Consider the following 20,012-nt stretch of genomic DNA (forward strand, 5'->3'; position numbering starts at 1 on the left):
GAGCTCACCGAGGAGGACCGGGACCATGGGTGTGACGACATCTCCGGCGACAGCACTGGTGGCAGGGGTGGACTCGTCGACCCAGTCGTGCAAGGTCACCATTCGCGACGCCGACACCGGTGAGGAGGTGCGGTCGGCGTCGGCCGCCCATCCCGACGGTACCGAGGTCGACCCGGAACGCTGGTGGGAGGCCCTGTCCGACGCCCTCGACCGGGCGGGCGGCTTGGCCGATGTCGCGGCGCTCGCCGTGGCGGGACAACAGCACGGACTGGTGTGCCTCGACGAGACCGGCGCGGTGATCCGACCGGCCCTGCTGTGGCACGACACACGATCTGCCTCGGCCGCGGTCGAGCTGATCAAGGAACTCGGCAACGGTGATCATGAACGCGGCGCGCGAGTGTGGGCCGACACGGTCGGGCTCGTCCCGGTGGCGTCGTACACGATCACGAAGCTGCGGTGGCTCGCCGATCATGAACCCGACAACGCATCACGGATCGCGGCGGTGTGCCTGCCACACGACTGGCTGACCTGGCGGTTGTCGGGCAGCACGTCCCTGTCGGACCTGGTGACCGATCGCTCCGACGCCTCGGGCACCGGATACTTCGCCGCCGCCACGGGTGAGTACCGGCGCGACCTGCTGGCCCGTGCCCTGGGACGGTCGGAGACGGAGGTCGCCGACATCGTGCTGCCACGGGTGCTCGGGCCGGCGGAGGCGGCGGGCACGGCTGATCACATCGGCACGGGGGCGCGGTCGGAGGTCCTCATCGGCCCGGGTTGCGGTGACAATGCCGGGGCCGCACTGGGCCTGGGCCTGTCACCGGGCCGCACCCTGGTGTCGGTCGGTACCTCCGGCGTGGTCGCGGCCGTCGCCGAGGCCCCGGTGGCCGATCCGTCGGGGCTGGTTGCCGGATTCGCCGACGCAGGCGGTCGACACCTCCCCCTGGCCTGCACCCTGAACGGATCGCGGGTGCTCGATGCGACGGCCAGGGTCCTCGGGGTCGACCATGATCAACTGTCCCGGTTGGCCCTGGCCGCCGCGCCCGGCGCCGACGGCATGACCCTGGTGCCATACCTGGTCGGCGAACGAACGCCCAACCTGCCGGACTCCCGGGGCCGACTCGTCGGCATGGGGTTGTCGTCGATGACGCCGGAGAACGTCGCCCGCGCCGCCGTCGAGGGGCTGTTGGGCTTGTTGCGCGGAGCCGTGGACGCGGTCCGCGCCCAGGGCGTGGGTATCGACCATGTCACCCTGACCGGGGGCGCGGCCCGGTCCGACGCCCTGCGGCGGCTGGCGCCGGGAGTCCTCGGTGTTCCGGTCGAAGTGCCCGCCCCGGGCGAGTACGTGGCCACGGGGGCGGCTCGGCAGGCCGCCTGGGTGCTGGCCGGCGGGGACGCGCCGCCGGCATGGTCGGCCGCCACCGTCGACACCTTCGACGCCCCGGAGGAGTCCGCGGTGGTCGAACGCTACCGGGCCGCGGCGGCCGAGTTGGCCGGTGAGACCTGACGCCCAGCGATCAGCGGGGGAGTCGTCGCCACAGGGCGCGGGGGACGAACGGGGCGATCGAGAACATCACGCGCAGCTGCCAGGGCACCCACAGCTCGCCGTGGTGGCCCGACCTGACGGCGTCGGCCACGGCGTCGGCGACCTGGTCGGCGGTGCGGGAGAAGACCGCCGGTTCCATGCCCTCGGTCATCCGGCCGATCACGAAGCCGGGGCGGGCCACGACAAGCCGGACCGGCGAACCGTGCAGGGCGTCGGCCAGGCCCGAGGCGAAGCCGTCCAGGCCGGCCTTGGCGGAGCCGTACACGTAGTTCGCCCGCCGTACCCGCACCCCGGCGACCGAGGAGAAGGCGACCATCGTGCCGCCACCGTGGGCGCGGAAGCGGTCGGCCAGGATCGTCAACAGACTCGCTTGGGCGACGAAGTCGGTGGTCAGGATGCGCACCACTTCGGTCGGGTCGTGCTCGGCCCGCCGTTGGTCGCCGAGGATCCCGAAGGCGAGGATCGCGGTGCCGATCGGGCCGTGCTCGGCGGTGACCCGGTCGACCAGGTCCGGGTGGGTGGCGACGTCGTCGGCGTCGAAGTCGACCACGGAGACGCTCGTCGCACCCGCGTCCCGACATGCCCGTACGGCGTCGTCCGCCGGCCCGGGCCGTACCGCCAGCACGACCGGCCGCCCCGCTGCCAGTCTGACCGCCGTCGCCAGTCCGATCTCACTGCGGCCGCCCAGCACGAGCAGCGGGCCTGTGGTGGGGTCGACCATCAGCTGTACGACTCGTGGTCCTCCGGGGTGGCCCGACGGATCACCAGCCGCGTCCAGGCGCCGAGGTAGATCCGATCGTCCGGCTCGAGTTCGTGGCGCTGGCCGACCCGGATCGGCGACTTCGGCAGGCCCTCCGCGGCGCCGGCGACGTACGTCCCGTTCGACGAGTCGAGATCCTCCACGAACCAACGGCGGCCGTCGGTGGTCAACTGCGCCTGTCGCCGACTTGCGCCCGGATCGGACTCGCAGTCGATGTCGGGGGTGATGTTGCGACTGCGCGACTCGCGGCCGATCAGCACCGACCGGCGGCGCAACGGCACGATCTCCGGCAGACCGGGAGACGGCATAGGGTCCGGCGGATCCTGCTCGCGGTACCAGTCCGGATCGACCCACATCTCGGCCACCCACTCGAACGGGACGTCGGGATTCGCCGGCGTCGGCTCGGGCGGAGGGGTACGTGGTGCAGGAGCACTCGGCTCTGGTGCACGTGGTTCTGGTGCACGGGGTTCGGGCGCTGTCGGTTCGGGCGCAGTGGGTTCGGGCGCAGTCGAGAACCCGGGGGTGGACGTTCCCGCGGGAACGTCGGGGGCCGCAGCCGGTGCGGTCGAAACCTCGTCGGAATCGCGGCCCTCCGGCGCGTCCTGATCGACATCGTGGCCGTCCGGCGCGGCCTCCTCGGCGCCCCCATCCGCGTCCTGCTGGTCCGACGCCGCGGCGCCGGACGTTCCCGCGGGAGCGTCCTCGGCGGATTGGGCCTCGTCGGCGGCCGCCGCATCGCCGTCCGCGGTCTCATCGGACTCGGGTGTGTCGGCGGGCTCGGGCTCCGGTGCCGGGGGAGCGATGTCCACCACGGGTGCCGGCGGCGCCTTCGGCTCGGGGGCGAAGTCGACCACCGGGGCCGGGTCCGGCCGCGCGGCGGGGGTGGGTGATCCACCGGCGGGCAGATCATCACCGGGCAGCGAGAACGGATTCACGATGGGCCGCGGCATGGTGCCGGTGGTGAAGTCGTACCCACAGGCCTCACAGAACAGCGCGTCCGGGACGTTCTCGACCTTGCAGTTGGGGCAGGGCACCCCGGTGGGTTGCGCCGGCTGCTCGGTCGGTCGCGCCGCCGGAGCAGCATCCGGAGCGGCACCACGGCCCTGCTCCTCGATCGGGGCGCCGCAGGTGTCGCAGTAGTCGTCCGACTCGGACGCGTGTCCCGCAGGACAGAGATTCATCAACGGATCCTGGTGGTCTTGGTGGACGCGGTGTCGAGGGCCATCTCGTCGGCCTTGTCGACCGCTCGCCTCAGCCGGACTGTACCCTCCGCCTCGTCAGTGATGTCAACGACCTTCCGCAGCCGCGTCGTCGCCTCGTTGTTGCCGGTCTGGGCCGCCAACTTCACCGCGCGGCCCAGCTTCAACGTCGCCGTCCGCTCGTCACCGGCGGCCTTGGCCGCGAGGCCCTCCTGGATCGCCGACGCCAACTCGGTCTGCCCGGTGTAGTGGGCGACCTCCGGATTGATCCGGGTGGTCAGCGACTCGTCACTGGTCCACTTCGCCTTGACCAGCCCCTGGGCCTGCACCTGGCCGTTGATCGTCAGCTGCAGCCGGGCTGCGAGCTGCTCCTGGCCGACGGCCTTGGGTGCCAGTCGGATCGACACGTGGTAGTCGCGTGACTCGTCGCCCCAGGCGCCCGTCGGGTACGACCCGGTCAGCGCGTTGACGCTGCTGCGGCGCGAGGTCAGGTCCTCCACCTGCGGTGAGACCTGTCGGACGAAGTTGACCTGCGCCCCCTGTGGCGTCCAGACCCGGAGGTCGGCATCGGCGACACCGCGGCCCATCGCGGTGCTGATGATGTCGGCGAACACCTGGGCCATCAGGTGCGGCTGCGGGATGATGTCGACGGTGCCGAGCAGGGCATGCGCGATCTTGCGGACCTCGTCGACCTTCCACTGCACCCCGACCCCGCGGCAGTCGCACTGGAACACCCCGGTCGCCTCCCGGATGGCCCGGTCGAGGTCCTCGGGACGCTCGTTGTGGTTCTCCCCGTCGGTCAGCAGGATGGCGTGCTTCTGACCGAGCGAGGGGACCGAGGCGAACAACCGGCGGGCCAGGGTCAGCCAGGTGCCGATGGCCGTACCACCGTCGGCTCGGAAGGTCTGGATCGACTGCACGGCCTGGAAACGGGTGGTCGGGTCCATCCGCACCATGCCGACGCCGGCGCGGGCCGGCGGGTAGGCGAGATAGGCCTGATGGTTGCCGGCGACGATCGCGAACCAGGTGCCGTCGGTGATCTGCTCCACCGCGGCGCGGGCCGCGGTCTTGGCGGCCTCCATGTTGGTCACGCCCATCGACCCCGACGTGTCGACGATGATGATCTCGCCGGCATCGCCGCCGCCCGTCCGCCCGGCCTGCCCGGCCCCGGTGCACTCGATCGTGACGATGGCGTTCACGTCGGTACCACCGTCGGGAAGGAATTCGTTCTGGTAGACGGCAGCGGTGAAGTTGGCCATCGGTCACGCTCCTGGCAGGTCGTTTCGGGTGGGCCCCAGTATGCCCGGGCCCAGTGGCTCCGGACGGGCTGGGTCAGGTGGCGGTTCCCTCCTGCGCCAGCACCTCGGAGCGGTCGAGCAGCTCGGTGGCACCGTGGTCGGCATCGAACTCGCCGATCCGCGCCAGCGCGACCGTGATGTTGTCCTTGCCGCCCTGCTGCCGTGCCCACCGCACCAGCGACACCGCCAGCGACCGGACCCGACGGTTGCCCGGGTTCCGCTCGATGGCTTCGTGGACCAGCCCGGCGATCCCGTCGGCGTCCGAGGCGTAGTTCCACAGGCCGTCGGAGCACACCAGCACCCAGCCACTGCCGGTCAGCTCGGTCGACCCGACGTTCGGCGTCAGGTCGGGGGCGTCGCGGCCCAGCCACTTGGTGATCGCGTGTGCCTGCGGGCCGTTCTCGGCGATCTCGCGTTCGACGCCCATCGTGATCCGGGTCTGCGCGATCGAGTCGTCGGTGGTCAACTGCCGCGAGGCGCCGGGTTCGTCGTCGATCCAGTACACCCGCGAATCACCCAGGTTGCCGTACACCAAGGTGTCGCCGTCCAGCACGGCGACGGCGAAGGTGCACGACGGCGGGTTCGCCGACTCGGTGTCGGACTTGTCGATCACCGCCTGGTTGGCCTGGGCCGCCGCATCGGTGATGGCCTGACTGATCGCGGCCACCCGGGATGCCTCCACCCCGACCCCGTTGGGTCGGTTGACGGTCAACACGCCACGGGCCGTACGGGCGGCCGCCAGCGAGGCGATGTGGGAGTCGTCGGCGTTCGACACGCCGTCGCAAACGATCAGCACCGCCCGGCCGCCCGGCTCGGTGTCGGCGCTGAGGGCGAGGGCGTCCTCGTTGCGGGAGTGCCGGATGCCGCGGTCGCACACCCCGGCCACCCAGTTGGCAGGCGCCTCGCGGAAGTGGTCCCGAGCATTGGGGGCCTTCGCCCCGCACTGCTCGCAGTAGTTGTCGGCGCCGACCTGGCCACCGCACTCGGCGCACGGGTGGCGCGGCTTGTCGTCCACGCCGGGCAGCCCGGCCCGCCGGGTGCGCTGCGACCCGGAACGTACGGGGCCCTTGGGCATCGGCGCCGACGGCGTCAGGCTCTGGCCACAGTTCTCGCAGAACCCGGCCCACGCCTCCAACGGCTCAGCACAGTTCGGGCACGCCCGGCTGCCGTCGCTGGTCACCACGGCGGTCGGCAACGCCGGTGCCGCCTGCGGAGCGCCGGGGTAGGACGCGAACGACGGGTACGACGGGAAGTCCTGCTCGTCCTCGCCGCCCGAGTCCGGACCCACGTCCCCCGAGCTTGTCGAGGGGTCCTGGTCAGCACCGGGCGGATCCACCTCGGTGTCCGGGGCAGGGCTCACCTCGGCGTCCTCGGCTTGATCCAGGTCGGGCATCTCGGCGTGATCCACCTCGGTGTCCGTGGCGTGATCCACCTCGGTGTCGGGGGCGGCATCCACGTTCGTGTCGTCTGCTGCATTGGGGGGAGTGCTCATCGCAGGGTCCATCTCCTGATCTTGTTCGCCTTGTCCACCAGGTCGATCCTCGCCTGTGCCGTCGGTGCCGTCCTCGACAACTCCCGGTACGTCTCTTCGAGTTGATCACGCAGCGCCCGCTCGGTCGCGTTCACCGGGCCGATCTTCACGTCCGGCTTGTCCCCGTGCTTGCGCACCGCGGCCAGCGCCTCCTCGTACACCCGGCTGCCGAACTGATTGCGTTCCACCGCGTCCAGCCGGACCTGGCCGACGCTGTCCATCGCCTCGGCCAACGTCTTGAGGTCACGGTTGTCACGGGTCATGATCGCCTGCGCCCGCAGTCGCCGCGACTCCGCGTACGCCCGGCTGGTCGTCGGAACCATGTCGAGGGCCTCGACCGCACCGTCCACGTCACCGCGGGCACTGCGGATCCGAGCCATCCCGAAGGCCGCCGCCGCCACGTAGTTGGCGTCGGTGTTGACGCAGATCCGGTACAGGTTCTCCGCCACGACCGGCTCGTTGCCGTACTCACAGGCCACCGCCAGCGCGAGCTTCGGAGCCAGCTCACCGGGGACCTGCCCGTACACCGCGTTGAACGCCAACTGCGCCTGGGTCCAGTCGTTGTGCTGCAGCGCCGACAGGCCGGTCATCCAGACCGCCTGCCACTCCCACGGGTCGGCCGCCAACATCTCGTTCACGATCCGCTCCACGCCCTGGCGCTGGCCGAGCTGGAGGGCGGCCCGGGCCCGGGCGAGCATCACCTCCGGCGACTGCTCCGGGGCCTGGACCAGCGCGTTCAGCCTCGCCTCCGGATCCTCGTCGCTGATGTTGGACAGCCACGACCACTGCGGGTCGCTGGTGTCGGGGCGCAGCTCGGGAAGCTGGTCCCAGGTCAGCATCGACGAGCTGATCGCCGGCGACTCGAACAGCACGGAGGCACCCGAGGTCAGCGAGGTGCCCTCGGTGTGGGAGGCGACGACCTCGCGGAGCACCCCCAACATCTGGCCGCGCAGTTCGTCGGCGGAGGTGAACCGGTCCGCCGGGTCGGGGGCACAGGCCTTCACCAGCAGCCGGTAGAGCGAGTCGTACTGTGCGAAGACCGGGATCTCGTCCGGGCCCGGCAGTGCGTCGACCCACCGCGACTGGTAGCCGCGGAACTCGGCGACCAGCACCACCAGGGTGCGTCCGATGGTGTAGATGTCGGAGGCGATGCTCGGCCCGACGGTCGCCACCTCGGGCGCCTGGTAACCGATCGTGCCGTAGATCGCGGACTCGTCGTCGTCGATCCGGCGCACCCCGCCCAGGTCGATCAACTTCACCCCGTCACCGATCTGGATCACGTTGTCGGGCTTGAAGTCGCAGTACAACAGGCCCATGTCGTGCAGGTACTGGAAGGCGGGCAGCACCTCCAGGATGTAGGCCAGTGCCTGGTCGACCGGGAACGCGTCGTACGCCCCGCCGTTGGCGGCCATCCGATCCTTCAGCAACTGCTTCAGCGAGGTGCCGCCGACGTACTCCATCACGGTGTAGCCCGCACCCTCGTGGGTGACGAAGTTGTAGATCTCGACGATCAGCGGGTGCTCCACCTGCGCCAGGAACTGCTGTTCGGCGATCGCGGCCGCCATCGCGTCGGCGTCACCGGAGTTGAGCAGGCCCTTGAGCACCACCCAGCGGTCCGACACGTTCTTGTCCCGGGCCAGGTAGATCCAGCCCAACCCGCCGTGCGCCAGGCAGCCGGCCACCTCGTACTGCCCGGCGACCAGGTCGCCCGGCTGCAGCTTCGGGTCGAACGAGTACGGGTTGCGGCAGTGGGGGCAGAACCCGGTCGTCCGCCCGGGGACGTCGTCGCGGGACCGGCCGACCTCGGCCCCGCACGAGGGGCAGTTGCGTCGGTTCTCCGGGACCACCGGGTTCTTCATCAGGGCGCTGGACGCGTCCACCGGCGGCGCCGGTGGCACCCGGGTCAGCCCGGCGCCGAGCCGGGCCGTCCGGAGCCGTTCGGAGCCGGAGCCGACCCGCCGGGTCGCCTGGCTGCCGTGGTGGGCGGCGCGGCGGGAACCCAACGCCATCGACTGCAGGGTCATCGAGCCACGGGTGACCGTCGACAGGGCGGCGTCGTCGTCGACCGGGGACGGGGATGCGTCCCCGGGGGTGCCACACACGTCGCAGTAGCCGGTCATGATCTTGCCGGGGCAGCCCGGCTGTCTGCACGGGGTGCCGTTGGGGATGCTCGAGCCGGCCGACGGGGGAGCGGCCCGACCGATGTTCGGGGTGGGGCGGGGTGCCGACGTCGAGGCCGGCGCTGCCTTGGCGGCGGCTGCCGGTGGGGTGGCGGGCGCGGCCGGGGTGGCCGATGACGACGGACCTGCCCCCATCGGGATCGGGGTGCGGCCGGCCGATCCCCGCGGTACGGCGGCCGCGACCATGCCCGACGAGGTGGTGCCGCCGGTGCCCGGGGCGCCACAGACGTCGCAGTACCCGTCGACGATGGACCCGGTGCAACCGGGAGTGGCGGTGCAGGTGCTCATCGGGGCCTCCGTCCGACGTTGCGTCGACCGAGTTCGTAGGTCAGGCAGGTGCCGTACAGCTCGACCAGGGCACGGCACACCGGCATCGGGGCCGGGCTGCGGCCCAGCGCGTCGAGGGTCATCGCGTACGCCCGGGTCAGGTCGGTCTGGTCCTCCAACCCGTGGGCGGCCGCCTTGGCCCGGTGTGCCTCCAGCTTCTCGGCCAGGGTGTCCCGCTCGGCCAGCGCCTGGGCGTACGCCTCCTGCGCGATCGTCATCGCCTGGCCGACCCGGCCCAACCGGTCGAGGTACGGGTCCAGCGCGGACGCGGTGTTGGGGACCGGGCCGAGGGCGTCGACGTCTGGCACCGCGTAGCGCGGCGCCGGATGGACGGCGCGGACGCACCGCTCGGCCAGGCTCTGCAGGGCCGCCTCGCGGGCCTTCAGTTCGGCGAGCCGTTCGCGAGCCGTACCCACCTTGTCGCGGGCCTCACGCCGGCGGGCTCCACCGACGATCAGGTCGCGCTCGAACTGGGCCGCGTCGAGCTCGAGGGGGCCCAGCAGCCCGCCCACGTCTCCGCCGCGTCCGGCCTTGGCGGTGATGTCGTCGAGTCGGGTGACGAGCCGGTCCAGCTGGGCCCGGGCGGTGCCGCGGGTGGTGGTCGGCTCCAGGCCGACCTGGTCGCGGATCCGTTCCAGCTGGGCGCGGAGGTTCTTGATGTGGCGGGCGTGTTCGTCGGCCGCCGGGTCGAGGGCGAGCCGCATCCGCAGTTGGTTGACCAGTGCGTCCGACAGCCGGCACGCCTCGGGCAGCGAGACCGTGAGCGCACTGCCGAGCTGGTTGCCGACCGACGACTTGCCGACCAACGACGGGTCGAGGGTCGCATCCATCCGGCCCCAGATCAGGGCCGACAACCGCTCCCGTTCGGTGACCCCGACCCGACCGCCGTCCCAGGTCGCGAGCAACAGCTGCTCGCGGTCGGCGACGGCCTTCCACAACATCATCGACAACATGATGTCGCCGGTCAGCTCGCCGACCTTGCTGGCCTGGATGGCGGTGTCGACCTCGTCGAGCTCCTGACGGCGCAACTGCAACCAGCGGTGGAGGTCGTCGAGGTAGCTGCGCATCTCGAAGACGTCGACCGGATGCCCCATCCGCCCCGGTGCCTTGGGGGCGGAGTTGCCACCCGCGGCGTGGGTGTCAGTGCTCATCGGCCGTACTCCGCCGTCGGTGGGGTCGCCTTGCCCAGGGTCGGTGCGAGCCACCGGTCGTAACTGGCCTGCCACTCGCCGTTGCCCCGCATCTGGTCCAGCCGGGCGTTGATGAACGTGGCGAACTCGACGTCCTCGCTGTTGACGGCGATCCCGTACGGCTCGGCGCTGAACGCCTCACCCGGCAGCACCGACGCGTACGGGTCCTGTGCGGCGAGGCCGGCGAGCACCGTGTCGTCGCCGGTGATCGCGTCGACCACACCACTTTGGAACAGGCGCAGGCAGCCGGTGTGGTTGTCGGCCGGCACCAACCGCGCGTCCGGGACCCGGCGCAGCAGGTTGTCGATGCTGGAGGTGCCGTTCGGGGCACAGACGGTCCGGTCGGCCAGCTCGGGCACCGAGGTGATCCCGGAGGCCTGCTTGGCCAGCACCTTCTGCCCGGCGTTGTAGTAGACGCCCGAGAACGCCACCTCCTCCCACCGGTCGCAGGTCATCGTCATGGCGCGCACCACGATGTCGACGTCCCGCTCCTGCAGCACGGGGATCCGGTCGGCGGCGGTGATCACCCGCAGCTGGTACTTCGTCTCGTCGCCGAAGATGGCCTTGGCGATCGCCTTCACCATGTCGATGTCGAAGCCCTCGATGGCGCCGGTGGCCGGGTTGCGGGCACCCAGCAGGTACGTGTCCCCCGACACCCCGGCGATCAGCCGGCCCCGTTCGCGGATCCGCTGCAGCCGCGGCGAGGACGCGAACTCCTCGACCGTGGGCGCCCTGTCGGCGGGGTCGTACGAGGTCGTCGCGTCGTCGCAGTCCTGCGCGGCCGGGGGTATGCGCTGCAAGGTGGTGCTGGGTGGCGCCTGGGGCAGGGGGGTCGGGGCGTACTGCGGGGCACAGCCGAACACCAGGGCCAGCAGCACCAGGCCGGTGGCGAGCAGGCCGGATCGGCGCAGGCCCGACCGGCGATCGGTCAACGCGTTCACAGGTACTCCCGCAGCCGGGCGCGCAGGCCGACGACGGCGGCGATGGCGGCGACCATGAGTGCCGGGACCAGGATCCAGGTCAGCACCATCGGGGCGGTCGCCATCGTGTTGAGGGACGCCACGGCCGCACCACCCTTGTCGGAGATCACCACGGCCAACGCGTCGTCGAAGCTCTTGAAGCTGGCGTTGGACGACTCCTCACCGTCGCCGGTGGCCAACTCCACCGCGGCCTCCCACTCTCCCGACTCGTCGAGCTCCACGATCTCTTCGTGGGCGGAGACGTAGTTCTGCCACTCCCGCTCGAGTGCTCGCTGGTCGGTGGCGCTCAGCACGGACAGCTGCTGGCTGACGCGCTCGGACTGTTGCTGCCAGGCCTGCTCCGCGGCGCCACCCGACCCGTGCGAGATCAGCCGCAGGCTCTCCTGCACCTTCGCCTCGTTAGCGGCGGCCCGCGCCTCACCCATCGCGTTGACCACGTTGAGTTCGTTGCTGCGCAGTTCCTCGGCCGCACCACGGTTGCTGGCGAGCACCGAGGTGCCGACCAGCCAGGTGACGACGACGATCACCGAGGCGACCAGCAGGCCGACGTTGACCACCCGGCGGAACCGACGGGCCGTCCAGACGAACGACGCGATCAGCAGCACTCCGGCGGCGATGCCGAACACCTCGAACCAGCCGTTGCCCAGCGACGACAACTGGTTGTCGGCACGCTGCTGATTGGCCGCGACGAGGTTGTCGAGGGTGGGCAGCGCGGTGGCACGCAGTTGCCTGCTGGCCTCGGCCAGGTAGGCGGCACCGACCGGGTAGCCCTGCCGGTTGTTGGCCCGCGCCTGCTCCATGTCCGCGGCGTACGCGGTGACCGCCTCGTTCAGCACACCGAGGGCTGCGGCGTCGGCCGGCTGGGCGGCGGCGGCCTCGGTGATCAACATCGAGGTCGCCGACATCGTGGCGTCGTAGTCGGCACGCTGCTCCGACGGTTCCAACCCGCCGACCAGGAAGGCGTTCGTGGCCAGTGCGTCGGCGTGCAGCAGGTTGGCCCGGATGGTCTGCATCCGGATCAGCTGTTCGGTGTCGGAACCGGCACGGTTGATCGCCCCGGAGCTGTTGACCATGCTCAACATGGTCGCGAGCGCGAAGACCAGGCAGATGGCCGCGGTGGCGACGGTCCACAGGCGCAGCAGTTGGGGAGTGCTGCGGGACTTCTTGACCGGCCGGCTCGCCGGGGTGCCCGGGGGACGGTTCGCGACCGCCCCCTGCGCCGGGGCGGTGCCGGGTTGGGTGGTGGCCTGGTTCGGGCGCGGGGCCTGGGCGACGGCGGACGTCATCGCGGCCCTTGGCCGCCGGAGGCGTCACCCGGTGACCGGCCGGACTCGGCATCGGTCTCGGGAACGTCCCCGACGTAGCCGTCGTCGGTGCCGGGCTCACTGGCCCACCACGGGTAGCCGCCGGCCTCGCCGGTGTCGGACGCCGGCTGTGACCCAGCGTCGAGGTCGGTGCCGGTCGGTCCCGCGCCGGTGGTGGTCATGTCCGGGTCGTCGACCGCCGGGTACTGCTCGAAGGCCCGCTCGTCGGAGTAGCTGGACACCTGCTCGTACGGCTCGGGTGTGACGTCGGCATCTGGTGTGACGTCGGCATCCGGGGTGGTGTCGGTGTCGGGCTCGGCCGGGGGCAGACCGGCGTTCGGGTCGTGGGTCGGGTCGGGGTCGACGGGCAGCGGGGTGAACGGGTTGGCTGTTTCGTTCCCGTCGCCGTGGCCGGCGTCCTGGTCGGTGGCGACCTGCTCGTCGCCGGTCGTCTCGTCCCCGTCGTGCTCGTCGAGGTCCTCGGGCTGCAGTTCGCGGAGCTGGGCCAGCGTCGGCTCGGGCTCGTCCCGCAGCCGCCAGGCATGCCGGCCGATCGCGGCCTCCAGGCAGTTCCGGGCGAACCGGCCGTTGCCGAAGGTGGAACCGCGCGGAGTGATCGCCAGGATCATCCGGAACCGCTTCTCGCACGCGTCGGTGACGTCGTAGTCGGCGTTGCCGGCCAGCAGCCGGAAGATCGCCACCAACTCGTCGTCGGAGTAGTCGTCGAACCCGATCTCGGTCCGGAACCGGCTCGACAGGCCCGGGTTGTGGTCGATGAACTCGGCCATCGGGGCGGGGTAGCCCGCGACGATCACGACCAGGTCGTTCCGCTTGTCCTCCATCTCCTTGACGAGCGTGTCGACCGCTTCCTGGCCGTACTGGTCGTCGGCACCGGACAGGCTGTACGCCTCGTCGATGAACAGCACCCCACCCTCGGCCGACGCCACCACCTCGGAGGTCTTGATCGCGGTCTGGCCGAGGTAGCCGGCGACCAGTTCGGACCGGTCGACCTCCACCAGCTGGCCCTTCGACAGCAGGCCGAGGGCCCGGTAGATGCCGGCGACGAGCCGGGCCACCGTGGTCTTGCCGGTGCCGGGATTGCCGGTGAAGATCAGGTGCCGGGTCATGGTCGGGCTCTTCAACCCGGCCTTGGTCCGCAACTGTTCGACCTTCAGGACGGCCACCTGACGGTGGATCTCGCGCTTCACACCGTTCAGCCCGATCAGCCCGTCCAGTTCGGCCAGCAGCTCGTCCAGCGAGCGGGGCTCCGGCTCCGGCTCGGTGACCTCCGGGCCGGCGTTCGGATCCTGGGCCGCCTGCACCGGGGCCGGAGCCGTACCGGTCGTCGGGGCCGCGTCGGTCGGGGACGCGTTGGTCGGGATCTGGCCGGCCGGCGCGGCATCGGCCGGGTTCGGTCCGGGCGTCGCGGTCGGCCGCTCGAAGGTCTCGCGGGTGAACGTACTGGCCGGTGGTGGGGTCGACGAGGTCGGCAACCCGGAGAAGGCGCCCGGCCCGTGCGGGTCGAGGTTGCCCAGGTCGAACGGATTGCTCACCCGGCCCGTACTCGTGCTGCCCGTCCCCGTGCTGCCCGAACCGCCGGTGCCGGAGCCGCCCGTCCCGGGTGCCGCGGTGCCGTCCTCGTCCTTGCGGCCGAACAGGAACGACGAGCCCAGGTCGCGGATCCGCGAGGTCTGCTCCCGGAGTTGCTCGGTGTTCATCTGGTTCAGGAAGCGGAGCAGCGGCTCCGGTGCGGGCAGGCCGCCGCGGTCCGGTTCGACCTCGGGAGACTCCTCGGCCGGTGCCGGCTCCGGCTGCGGGTCGGGCGGCAGCACCGACCGGACCTGCGCCGACGAGGCCACCGACGCGTTGCCGACGGCCCGCATCGAATGCTCACCGAGCCCGGTCGCGGCCTGGCACACTTCGGCGAGGGCGTGGGCGTACGGCTGGGCGTGGCTCGATCCGTTCACCACCAGCTCGCTCAGCAGGGTGGTCGGGGCGGCCCGCCACTTGCGGCCGCGCTGGGCGGCGGCGAAGAAGTCCTCGGCGGTGCCCCCACCCAGCTGTTCACCCCAGGTGAGGAAGGCACCCTTGGCGGGCTCGGCGATGGTGGCGGCCAGGGCAGCACCCTCCGCGCGGGCGGCGGCCGCGTCCAGGCCCGCGTCACGGGCCGCCTGCTCGAGAGCGGTCAGGGCGTCGGCCAGGGTCGGCGTGGGATCGGTCGAGGTCATCAGCTCTCCAGGTCGAGCATGCTGCGAGGGGTCTCGCGCGGGCGGGTGGGTGGTTGCGGACTGCTGCCCGGCCCGGTCGGCCGGGACGAGGACGGCGCGGTTGCCGAGGTCCGCTGGCTGGGTGTCGACACCTTGTTGAGGTCGAGCGAGCCGCCCGAGGAGTCGTGGCCGAACTTGGCCTGCAGGAACCGGCCGTGGGCGATCAACGCCTCGGCGTCGGCCCGGTTGACGGCGTCGAAGACCTGGTCCATGGTGGCCCCGAGCAGGTCGAGCTGGTCGACCAGCAGCAGCAGGGACGTCTTGCCGTTGTCGATCGGTCGGGAGTCGGCCCAGTCGCGGGGGAGTCGGAGGTAGCCGCCCAAGGCCTCGGGAAGGTAGTCGGTCGCGGTCGCCATCACCGAGTACGCCTCCGGGCTGCCGAGCCCCAGGTTTCGCAGCCGCGGCAGGGTGAGGCGGATCGTGTTGGCGATCCGCGCCAGTCGGGATCGGACCAGCGACGGCGCCTTCGCGTCCGCCGCCATCTGCACCACCCGGTCCAGTGCCGCGAGGATGTCCTCCTCGGTCGGGGGAGCAGGCGGCGTGTCGGCAGGCTCCGGCTCCTCCTCGCCCATCATGCGGGCGACCCAGTCGGCGAATCCCACTGTCTGCCTGGTCCTCTCGGTGTGGTCGGGCTGCCCGCGTACGGGCTGTCACGGGCGTGCTCGGATCGGGGCGCCGGCCGGGCGCCCCGGCCGATCAGCGTTGCTGTTCGATGTCGAGTTGGCCGGCGGCGATCCGGGCGTCCTGCTTGCGGGCCCGCTCGAGGTACTCCTGCGACTTCACGACCTCGCCCTCCAGCACACCGATCGTCGCCGACATGTTGTCGAGCGCCTGCAGCTTGAAGTTGTCGATCGAGTCCATCGTGGCGTAGATGTTCTGGAACGCGGCCTGCAGCTCGGGCAGCCCGATGGTGGCCGAGGCGGCCTGCTGCTGGATCGCCGCGGAGTTGTCCTTCAACATCTCCGAGGTGCGCTGGATCATCGTCGAGGTGGTCTGGTTCAGCGCGGTGATCTGGTCCAGCACGAGCTTCTGGTTGCCGAGCGCCTGGGCGACCACGACGGCGGTCCGCAGCGCGGCGACGGTGGTGGTGGAGGCCCGGTCGACGCCCTTGATCAACTCGATGTTGTTCTTGATGATGATGTCGATCGCGAGGTAGCTCTGGATCGACACCGCCAGCTGGGTGAGCAGGTCCTGGTGCTTCTGCCGTACGTAGAACAGCACGTCCTGGCTGAGTGCCTTCGCCTTCTCCGGATCGGTCAGCTCGAGCTCGGCGATCTTGGCGGTGAGCTTGGTGTCGAGCTGTTCGGCGATGTAGACGTACTGGTTGAGGCGCCCCATGTTCTCCCACAGGTGCGTCTTCTCCATGTTGAGCGCCACGTTGTCCTTGGTCAGCTCGTCCTGACCGTTGCGCAGCGAGTGCAGGATCCCGTTCAGGTGGGACTGGGCGCTCTGGTACTTGCGGAAGTAGTCGACGATCTGGTCGCCGAACGGGATGAACCCGAGCAACTTCTTGGGCCCCTTCGCCTGGCTCGGGTCGAGGTCCTCGACCGTGCGGCGCAGCTGCATCAGCGTCTTGCCGACCTGCCCGGCCTCGGAGATGCCACCCTCCTTCATCGCCTTGACCGGCTGCTGCAGCAACCGGTTGGAGGTCTCGGCCGCCTTGCGGATGTCGGCGTCACCCATCGACCGGACGTGCTCGGCCTGCTGGGCGAACTCGGGGGAACGCGTCTCCGCGTTCATCATCGCGTCGAGGAATCCTTCGACCTTGCTGTCGAGGGCCGGCACCTGCCGCTCGTCGATCTGCGGCGCCATCGCCGGGGCCTGGGTCGCGGTCACCCTCTCCGCGGGCGCCGGGGCGTCGAGGGAGAGTGCGTTGGCGGTGGGCGGGGCCAGCCTGGCGGCGGCTCCTCCGCCGGGCGCGGGCTGCGGTGCTTGAGTCATCGGCACGTCTTCCTGAAGTTGCTGGACGGATGTGGCTCTGCGGCTTCTGCAACGATACTCAACCGACGGAGCGTCCGGACGCATACGTGGTCCACTCCGGGAATCCCGTGCCCCGCTCGGGGGACGATCCGGGGCATCCCGTAGGCCGACGGGCCGGTCGCCTCGGTCGCCGTCGTAGAAATGGGCGTCTGAGTGACACACGCGGAGCTGACGTCCAGCTGTGTCGCTGTGGCGCCCCTTCGTACGAGCGATCGGTGCGGTTACGAGCCGTCGGTACGGGGGAAGCCGCGGATGCCGCGCCAGGCGAGCCGTGCGACCAACTCGGCGGCCTCGGCCTGGCTGACGCCACGCGGCTCGGTCACCCAGTAGCGGGCGCTGACCTGGGCCAGTCCGACCATCGACACCGCCAGCAACCGGGCCTGGCTGGCCGGGAGGTGGGTGTCCTCGGCGATCACCTGGGCGACCGCGTCGGCCAGCGTGGACACCAACGCGTCGAGCCGGTCCCGGACCTCGGGCACGCCGTTCAGGTCGGACTCGAACACCAGCCGGAAGTCGGCGCGCTGCTCGGAGACGAACCCGTAGAACGCGGTCATCGTCGCGATCACCCGGTCGCGGTTCACGTCGGTGGTGGCCAGCGCGTCCTCGACGGTGCCGATCAACCGATCGCACGCCTCGTCCAGCAGCGACAGGTACAACTCGAGCTTCGAGCCGAAGTGTTGGTAGAGCACCGGCTTGGACACCCCGGCCGCATCGGCGATGTCGTCCATCGCCGTGGCGTGGTAGCCCTTGCTGGTGAACACGTCACCGGCCGCGGCCAGCAACTGGCTGCGGCGTTGGTCACGTGGCAGACGGGCCACCCGAGTCGAGGTCATTCGCGCAGGATATATCGGCGTTCCTCGATGGCGGAGCCCGTTCACCCGATGGTGGGGGTGACCTTCATAACGATTCCGTGGCGGTCGGAGTGGGGGCCGCGCACGGTGGTGACCGATGGCGCCGGGGTGTGTCAGGGAAGGGCCGGCGGGTCGTCGATCAGCAGGTCCTCGGCCAGGTCGCCGTGCTCCTCGATCCGGGCCAGGACCTCCTCGGGGGAGAACCGCAGCGCGTCCGGGGCGTCGACCGCCGCGACCTCGTCCCAGGTCACCGGGGTCGCCACCCGCGGTGCCTCGCGCGCCCGCAGCGAATACGGGGCCACCGTGTTGCGGGCGGCCATGTTCTGGTTGTAGTCGAGGAAGATGTGACCGGCCCGGACCTTCTTGTCCATCGTCACCACGAACAGGTCCGGATGCCGCTCCGCCAGTCGGGTCGCGAGCCCCTTCACGTACGCCCGGGCGGCCTCGCACCCGCTCGGCGCGATGGCCGCCGACACCTGCAACCCCTTGTTGCCCGACGTCTTCGGTACGGGGATCAGCCCGTCACCGGCCAGTTCGGCCCCGATGATCATCGCCGCCTTGGCGTTGTCGACCATGGTGATCCCCTCACCCGGGTCGCAGTCGACCACGATCCGGTCGGCGAGCGGGTCCGCCGGTTGCGGGTCGTGGCCGGGCAGGGTGACCACCCCGTCGGCGTCGGGGGTGGCCGAGGACACCGTCCACTGCGGGACGTGGAGCTCCAGGGCGGCGAGGTTGGCGAGGTAGACCAGCGTCTCGGGGTCGCCGACCAGCAGGTAGCTGACGATGCCGTCGGAGGTGCGGACGGGTTGGCGGGCGACCCAGTCGGGGCATCCCGACGGCAGGTTCTTCTCGTAGAACGACGGCTGGTCCGCGGCCACCCCGTTGGGGAACCGGATCCGGGTGACGGCCCGGTCGCTCAGGTGGGGGATCGCGATCGGTGCGACCTGCAGGTAGTAGTTGATCACCTCGGCCTTGGTCCACCCGACCTCGGGGAACAGCACCTTGTCCAGGTTGGTGATGCGCAGGTTCTGCTCGCCGACCCTGGTGAACACCTCGGACATGGCGCCAACCCTACGGGGCCGGCGTGGACAATGGGACGATGACGTCTCGTACGCAGGCCACCCGCACCCCGCCGCCACTGGTGGAGCCGGCCGCGGAGCTGACCCCCGCGGAGACCGCCCGTTACGCACGGCACCTGATCCTGCCGCAGCTGGGCTCGGACGGGCAGCGGCGGCTGAAGAACGCCCGGGTGCTGGTGATCGGTGCCGGCGGACTCGGCAGCCCGGCCTTGCTGTACCTGGCCGCGGCCGGGGTCGGCACGCTGGGCGTGATCGACTTCGACGACGTCGAGGAGTCGAACCTGCACCGACAGGTGATCCACGGCCAGGCCGACATCGGCCGGCCCAAGGTCGAATCGGCCCGCGACACCGTGGCCTCGGTCAACCCCTTGGTGAGGTTCGTCGCCCACCACGAACGGCTCGACAACGACAACGCGGTGGCGCTGTTCACCTCGTACGACCTGATCCTCGACGGGACCGACAACTTCGCGACCCGCTACCTGGTCAACGATGCCGCGGAGCTGGCCGGGCGGCCGTACGTGTGGGGCTCGATCTTCCGGTTCGCCGGTCAGGTGAGCGTCTTCTGGTCCGGGCACGGGCCGACCTATCGCGACCTGTTCCCCGAGCCGCCACCGGCGGGCACGGTGCCCAGCTGCGCCGAGGGCGGTGTGCTCGGCGTGCTGTGCTCGGCCATCGGGTCGGTGATGGCGACCGAGGCGGTGAAGTTGATCACCGGCATCGGCGACTCGCTGCTGGGTCGGGTGCTGATCCACGACGCGCTGGCGATGACGTACGACACGATCGAACTGAAGCCGGACCCGGACCGGACCCCGGTGACCGCGCTGACCGACTACGTCGCGTTGTGCGGGGTGCCGCCGGAGCCGGTCGCCGCCGACGGGGACGAGATCACGGTGGCGGAGTTGCGACGCCGACTGGACGAACGGGACCGCGGGGAACGCGACTTCGTGCTGGTCGACGTCCGCGAGCCGGGGGAGTGGGAGGTCAACCGGATCCCCGGCGCGGTGCTCGTACCGCAGCGTGAGTTCGCCGCGGGGCGGGTTCCGGCGGCCGCCGACGACGGCAGGCCGATCATCCTGTACTGCAAGGTCGGGGTGCGGTCGGCGAACTGTCTGGCGGTGCTGCACTCCCTGGGCCGTGCCGATGCGGTGCACGTGGCCGGTGGGGTCGACGCGTGGGTGGCCGAGATCGAACCGCACCAGGCGCGCTACTGACGGGAACGACGCGGGTACGGGAACGACGCGGGTACGGGAACGACGAAGGCCCCCCGCCGCAACGAGGGGCCTTCGTGGAGTGTCTGTGAGGACTCAGAGCGCCTGAACGTTGGCGGCCTGCGTGCCCTTGTCACCCTCGGAGGTGTCGAACTCGACACGCTGTCCCTCTTCGAGGGTACGGAAGCCCGAGCTCTCGATCGCGCTGTAGTGCACGAACACGTCGGGGCCACCACCGTCGACCGCGATGAAGCCGTAGCCCTTCTCCGCGTTGAACCACTTGACGGTTCCTTGCGCCATAACTTTCTCCTTGTT

General features: G+C 70.9%; 16 protein-coding genes. 2 read left to right on the plus strand and 14 right to left on the minus strand.

Annotated features, from left to right (window positions below; all coding sequences use genetic code 11):
* Positions 1 to 25 precede the first annotated feature (25 nt).
* Entirely contained in the window at positions 26 to 1,504 is a 1,479-nt protein-coding gene (locus tag ACQBAU_RS07730; protein ID WP_434550068.1) for a xylulokinase, read from the plus strand.
* 10 nt (positions 1,505 to 1,514) lie between these two features.
* Here ACQBAU_RS07730 and ACQBAU_RS07735 read toward each other — a convergent pair whose 3' ends face one another.
* From ACQBAU_RS07735 to ligD, 13 genes are all read right to left on the minus strand, one after another.
* Positions 1,515 to 2,264 (minus strand): SDR family NAD(P)-dependent oxidoreductase, encoded by a 750-nt coding sequence (locus ACQBAU_RS07735; RefSeq protein ID WP_434550067.1) that lies wholly within the window; start codon positions 2,262 to 2,264, stop codon positions 1,515 to 1,517.
* The gene (locus ACQBAU_RS07740; RefSeq protein ID WP_465255828.1) at positions 2,264 to 3,484 is read right to left on the minus strand and encodes an FHA domain-containing protein; all 1,221 of its coding nucleotides are present in this window, start codon (positions 3,482 to 3,484) and stop codon (positions 2,264 to 2,266) included. Before ACQBAU_RS07740 ends, ACQBAU_RS07735 begins: the two co-directional genes overlap by 1 nt.
* The gene (locus tag ACQBAU_RS07745; protein ID WP_434550065.1) at positions 3,484 to 4,761 is read right to left on the minus strand and encodes a vWA domain-containing protein; all 1,278 of its coding nucleotides are present in this window, start codon (positions 4,759 to 4,761) and stop codon (positions 3,484 to 3,486) included. Before ACQBAU_RS07745 ends, ACQBAU_RS07740 begins: the two co-directional genes overlap by 1 nt.
* 73 nt (positions 4,762 to 4,834) lie before the next feature.
* Positions 4,835 to 6,292: a protein phosphatase 2C domain-containing protein gene (locus ACQBAU_RS07750; RefSeq protein ID WP_465255829.1), complete on the minus strand. Its 1,458-nt coding sequence runs from the start codon at positions 6,290 to 6,292 to the stop codon at positions 4,835 to 4,837.
* Positions 6,289 to 8,799, minus strand: a complete 2,511-nt coding sequence (locus ACQBAU_RS07755) for a serine/threonine-protein kinase (protein ID WP_465255830.1) — start codon at positions 8,797 to 8,799, stop codon at positions 6,289 to 6,291. Before ACQBAU_RS07755 ends, ACQBAU_RS07750 begins: the two co-directional genes overlap by 4 nt.
* Positions 8,796 to 9,989, minus strand: coding sequence for a hypothetical protein (locus ACQBAU_RS07760; protein WP_465255831.1), 1,194 nt, complete (start codon positions 9,987 to 9,989; stop codon positions 8,796 to 8,798). Before ACQBAU_RS07760 ends, ACQBAU_RS07755 begins: the two co-directional genes overlap by 4 nt.
* Entirely contained in the window at positions 9,986 to 10,969 is a 984-nt protein-coding gene (locus tag ACQBAU_RS07765; protein WP_465255832.1) for a glutamate ABC transporter substrate-binding protein, read from the minus strand. The genes ACQBAU_RS07760 and ACQBAU_RS07765 overlap by 4 nt, the downstream gene beginning before the upstream one ends.
* Entirely contained in the window at positions 10,966 to 12,294 is a 1,329-nt protein-coding gene (locus ACQBAU_RS07770; RefSeq protein WP_465255833.1) for an MCP four helix bundle domain-containing protein, read from the minus strand. The genes ACQBAU_RS07765 and ACQBAU_RS07770 overlap by 4 nt, the downstream gene beginning before the upstream one ends.
* Positions 12,291 to 14,540, minus strand: coding sequence for an AAA family ATPase (locus ACQBAU_RS07775; protein WP_465255834.1), 2,250 nt, complete (start codon positions 14,538 to 14,540; stop codon positions 12,291 to 12,293). The genes ACQBAU_RS07770 and ACQBAU_RS07775 overlap by 4 nt, the downstream gene beginning before the upstream one ends.
* On the minus strand, positions 14,540 to 15,181 hold the full coding sequence (locus ACQBAU_RS07780) for a hypothetical protein (protein ID WP_434550058.1): 642 nt from the start codon (positions 15,179 to 15,181) through the stop codon (positions 14,540 to 14,542). The genes ACQBAU_RS07775 and ACQBAU_RS07780 overlap by 1 nt, the downstream gene beginning before the upstream one ends.
* Before the next feature lie 94 nt (positions 15,182 to 15,275).
* Entirely contained in the window at positions 15,276 to 16,520 is a 1,245-nt protein-coding gene (locus tag ACQBAU_RS07785) for a toxic anion resistance protein (protein WP_434550057.1), read from the minus strand.
* Positions 16,521 to 16,780: 260 nt separating this feature from the next.
* Positions 16,781 to 17,392: a TetR/AcrR family transcriptional regulator gene (locus ACQBAU_RS07790; protein ID WP_465255835.1), complete on the minus strand. Its 612-nt coding sequence runs from the start codon at positions 17,390 to 17,392 to the stop codon at positions 16,781 to 16,783.
* Between the two features lie 131 nt (positions 17,393 to 17,523).
* A complete protein-coding gene (gene ligD / locus ACQBAU_RS07795) occupies positions 17,524 to 18,471 on the minus strand; it encodes a non-homologous end-joining DNA ligase (RefSeq protein ID WP_465255836.1) in 948 nt (315 codons plus the stop codon).
* A gap of 38 nt (positions 18,472 to 18,509) precedes the next feature.
* Here ligD and moeB point away from each other — a divergent pair, with 38 nt between their 5' ends.
* Positions 18,510 to 19,700 carry a molybdopterin-synthase adenylyltransferase MoeB gene (gene moeB, locus ACQBAU_RS07800; RefSeq protein ID WP_434550054.1) on the plus strand — a complete coding sequence of 397 codons (1,191 nt, stop codon included), beginning with the start codon at positions 18,510 to 18,512 and terminating at the stop codon, positions 19,698 to 19,700.
* A 93-nt stretch (positions 19,701 to 19,793) separates the two neighbouring features.
* Here the strand turns inward: moeB and ACQBAU_RS07805 are convergent, their stop codons facing one another.
* Positions 19,794 to 19,997, minus strand: coding sequence for a cold-shock protein (locus ACQBAU_RS07805; protein ID WP_434550053.1), 204 nt, complete (start codon positions 19,995 to 19,997; stop codon positions 19,794 to 19,796).
* Positions 19,998 to 20,012: the final 15 nt, after the last annotated feature.

Origin of the sequence: Carbonicoccus niuqiaonis (assembly GCF_050157065.1) — a bacterium.
Lineage (GTDB): Bacteria > Actinomycetota > Actinomycetes > Propionibacteriales > Propionibacteriaceae > Avipropionibacterium.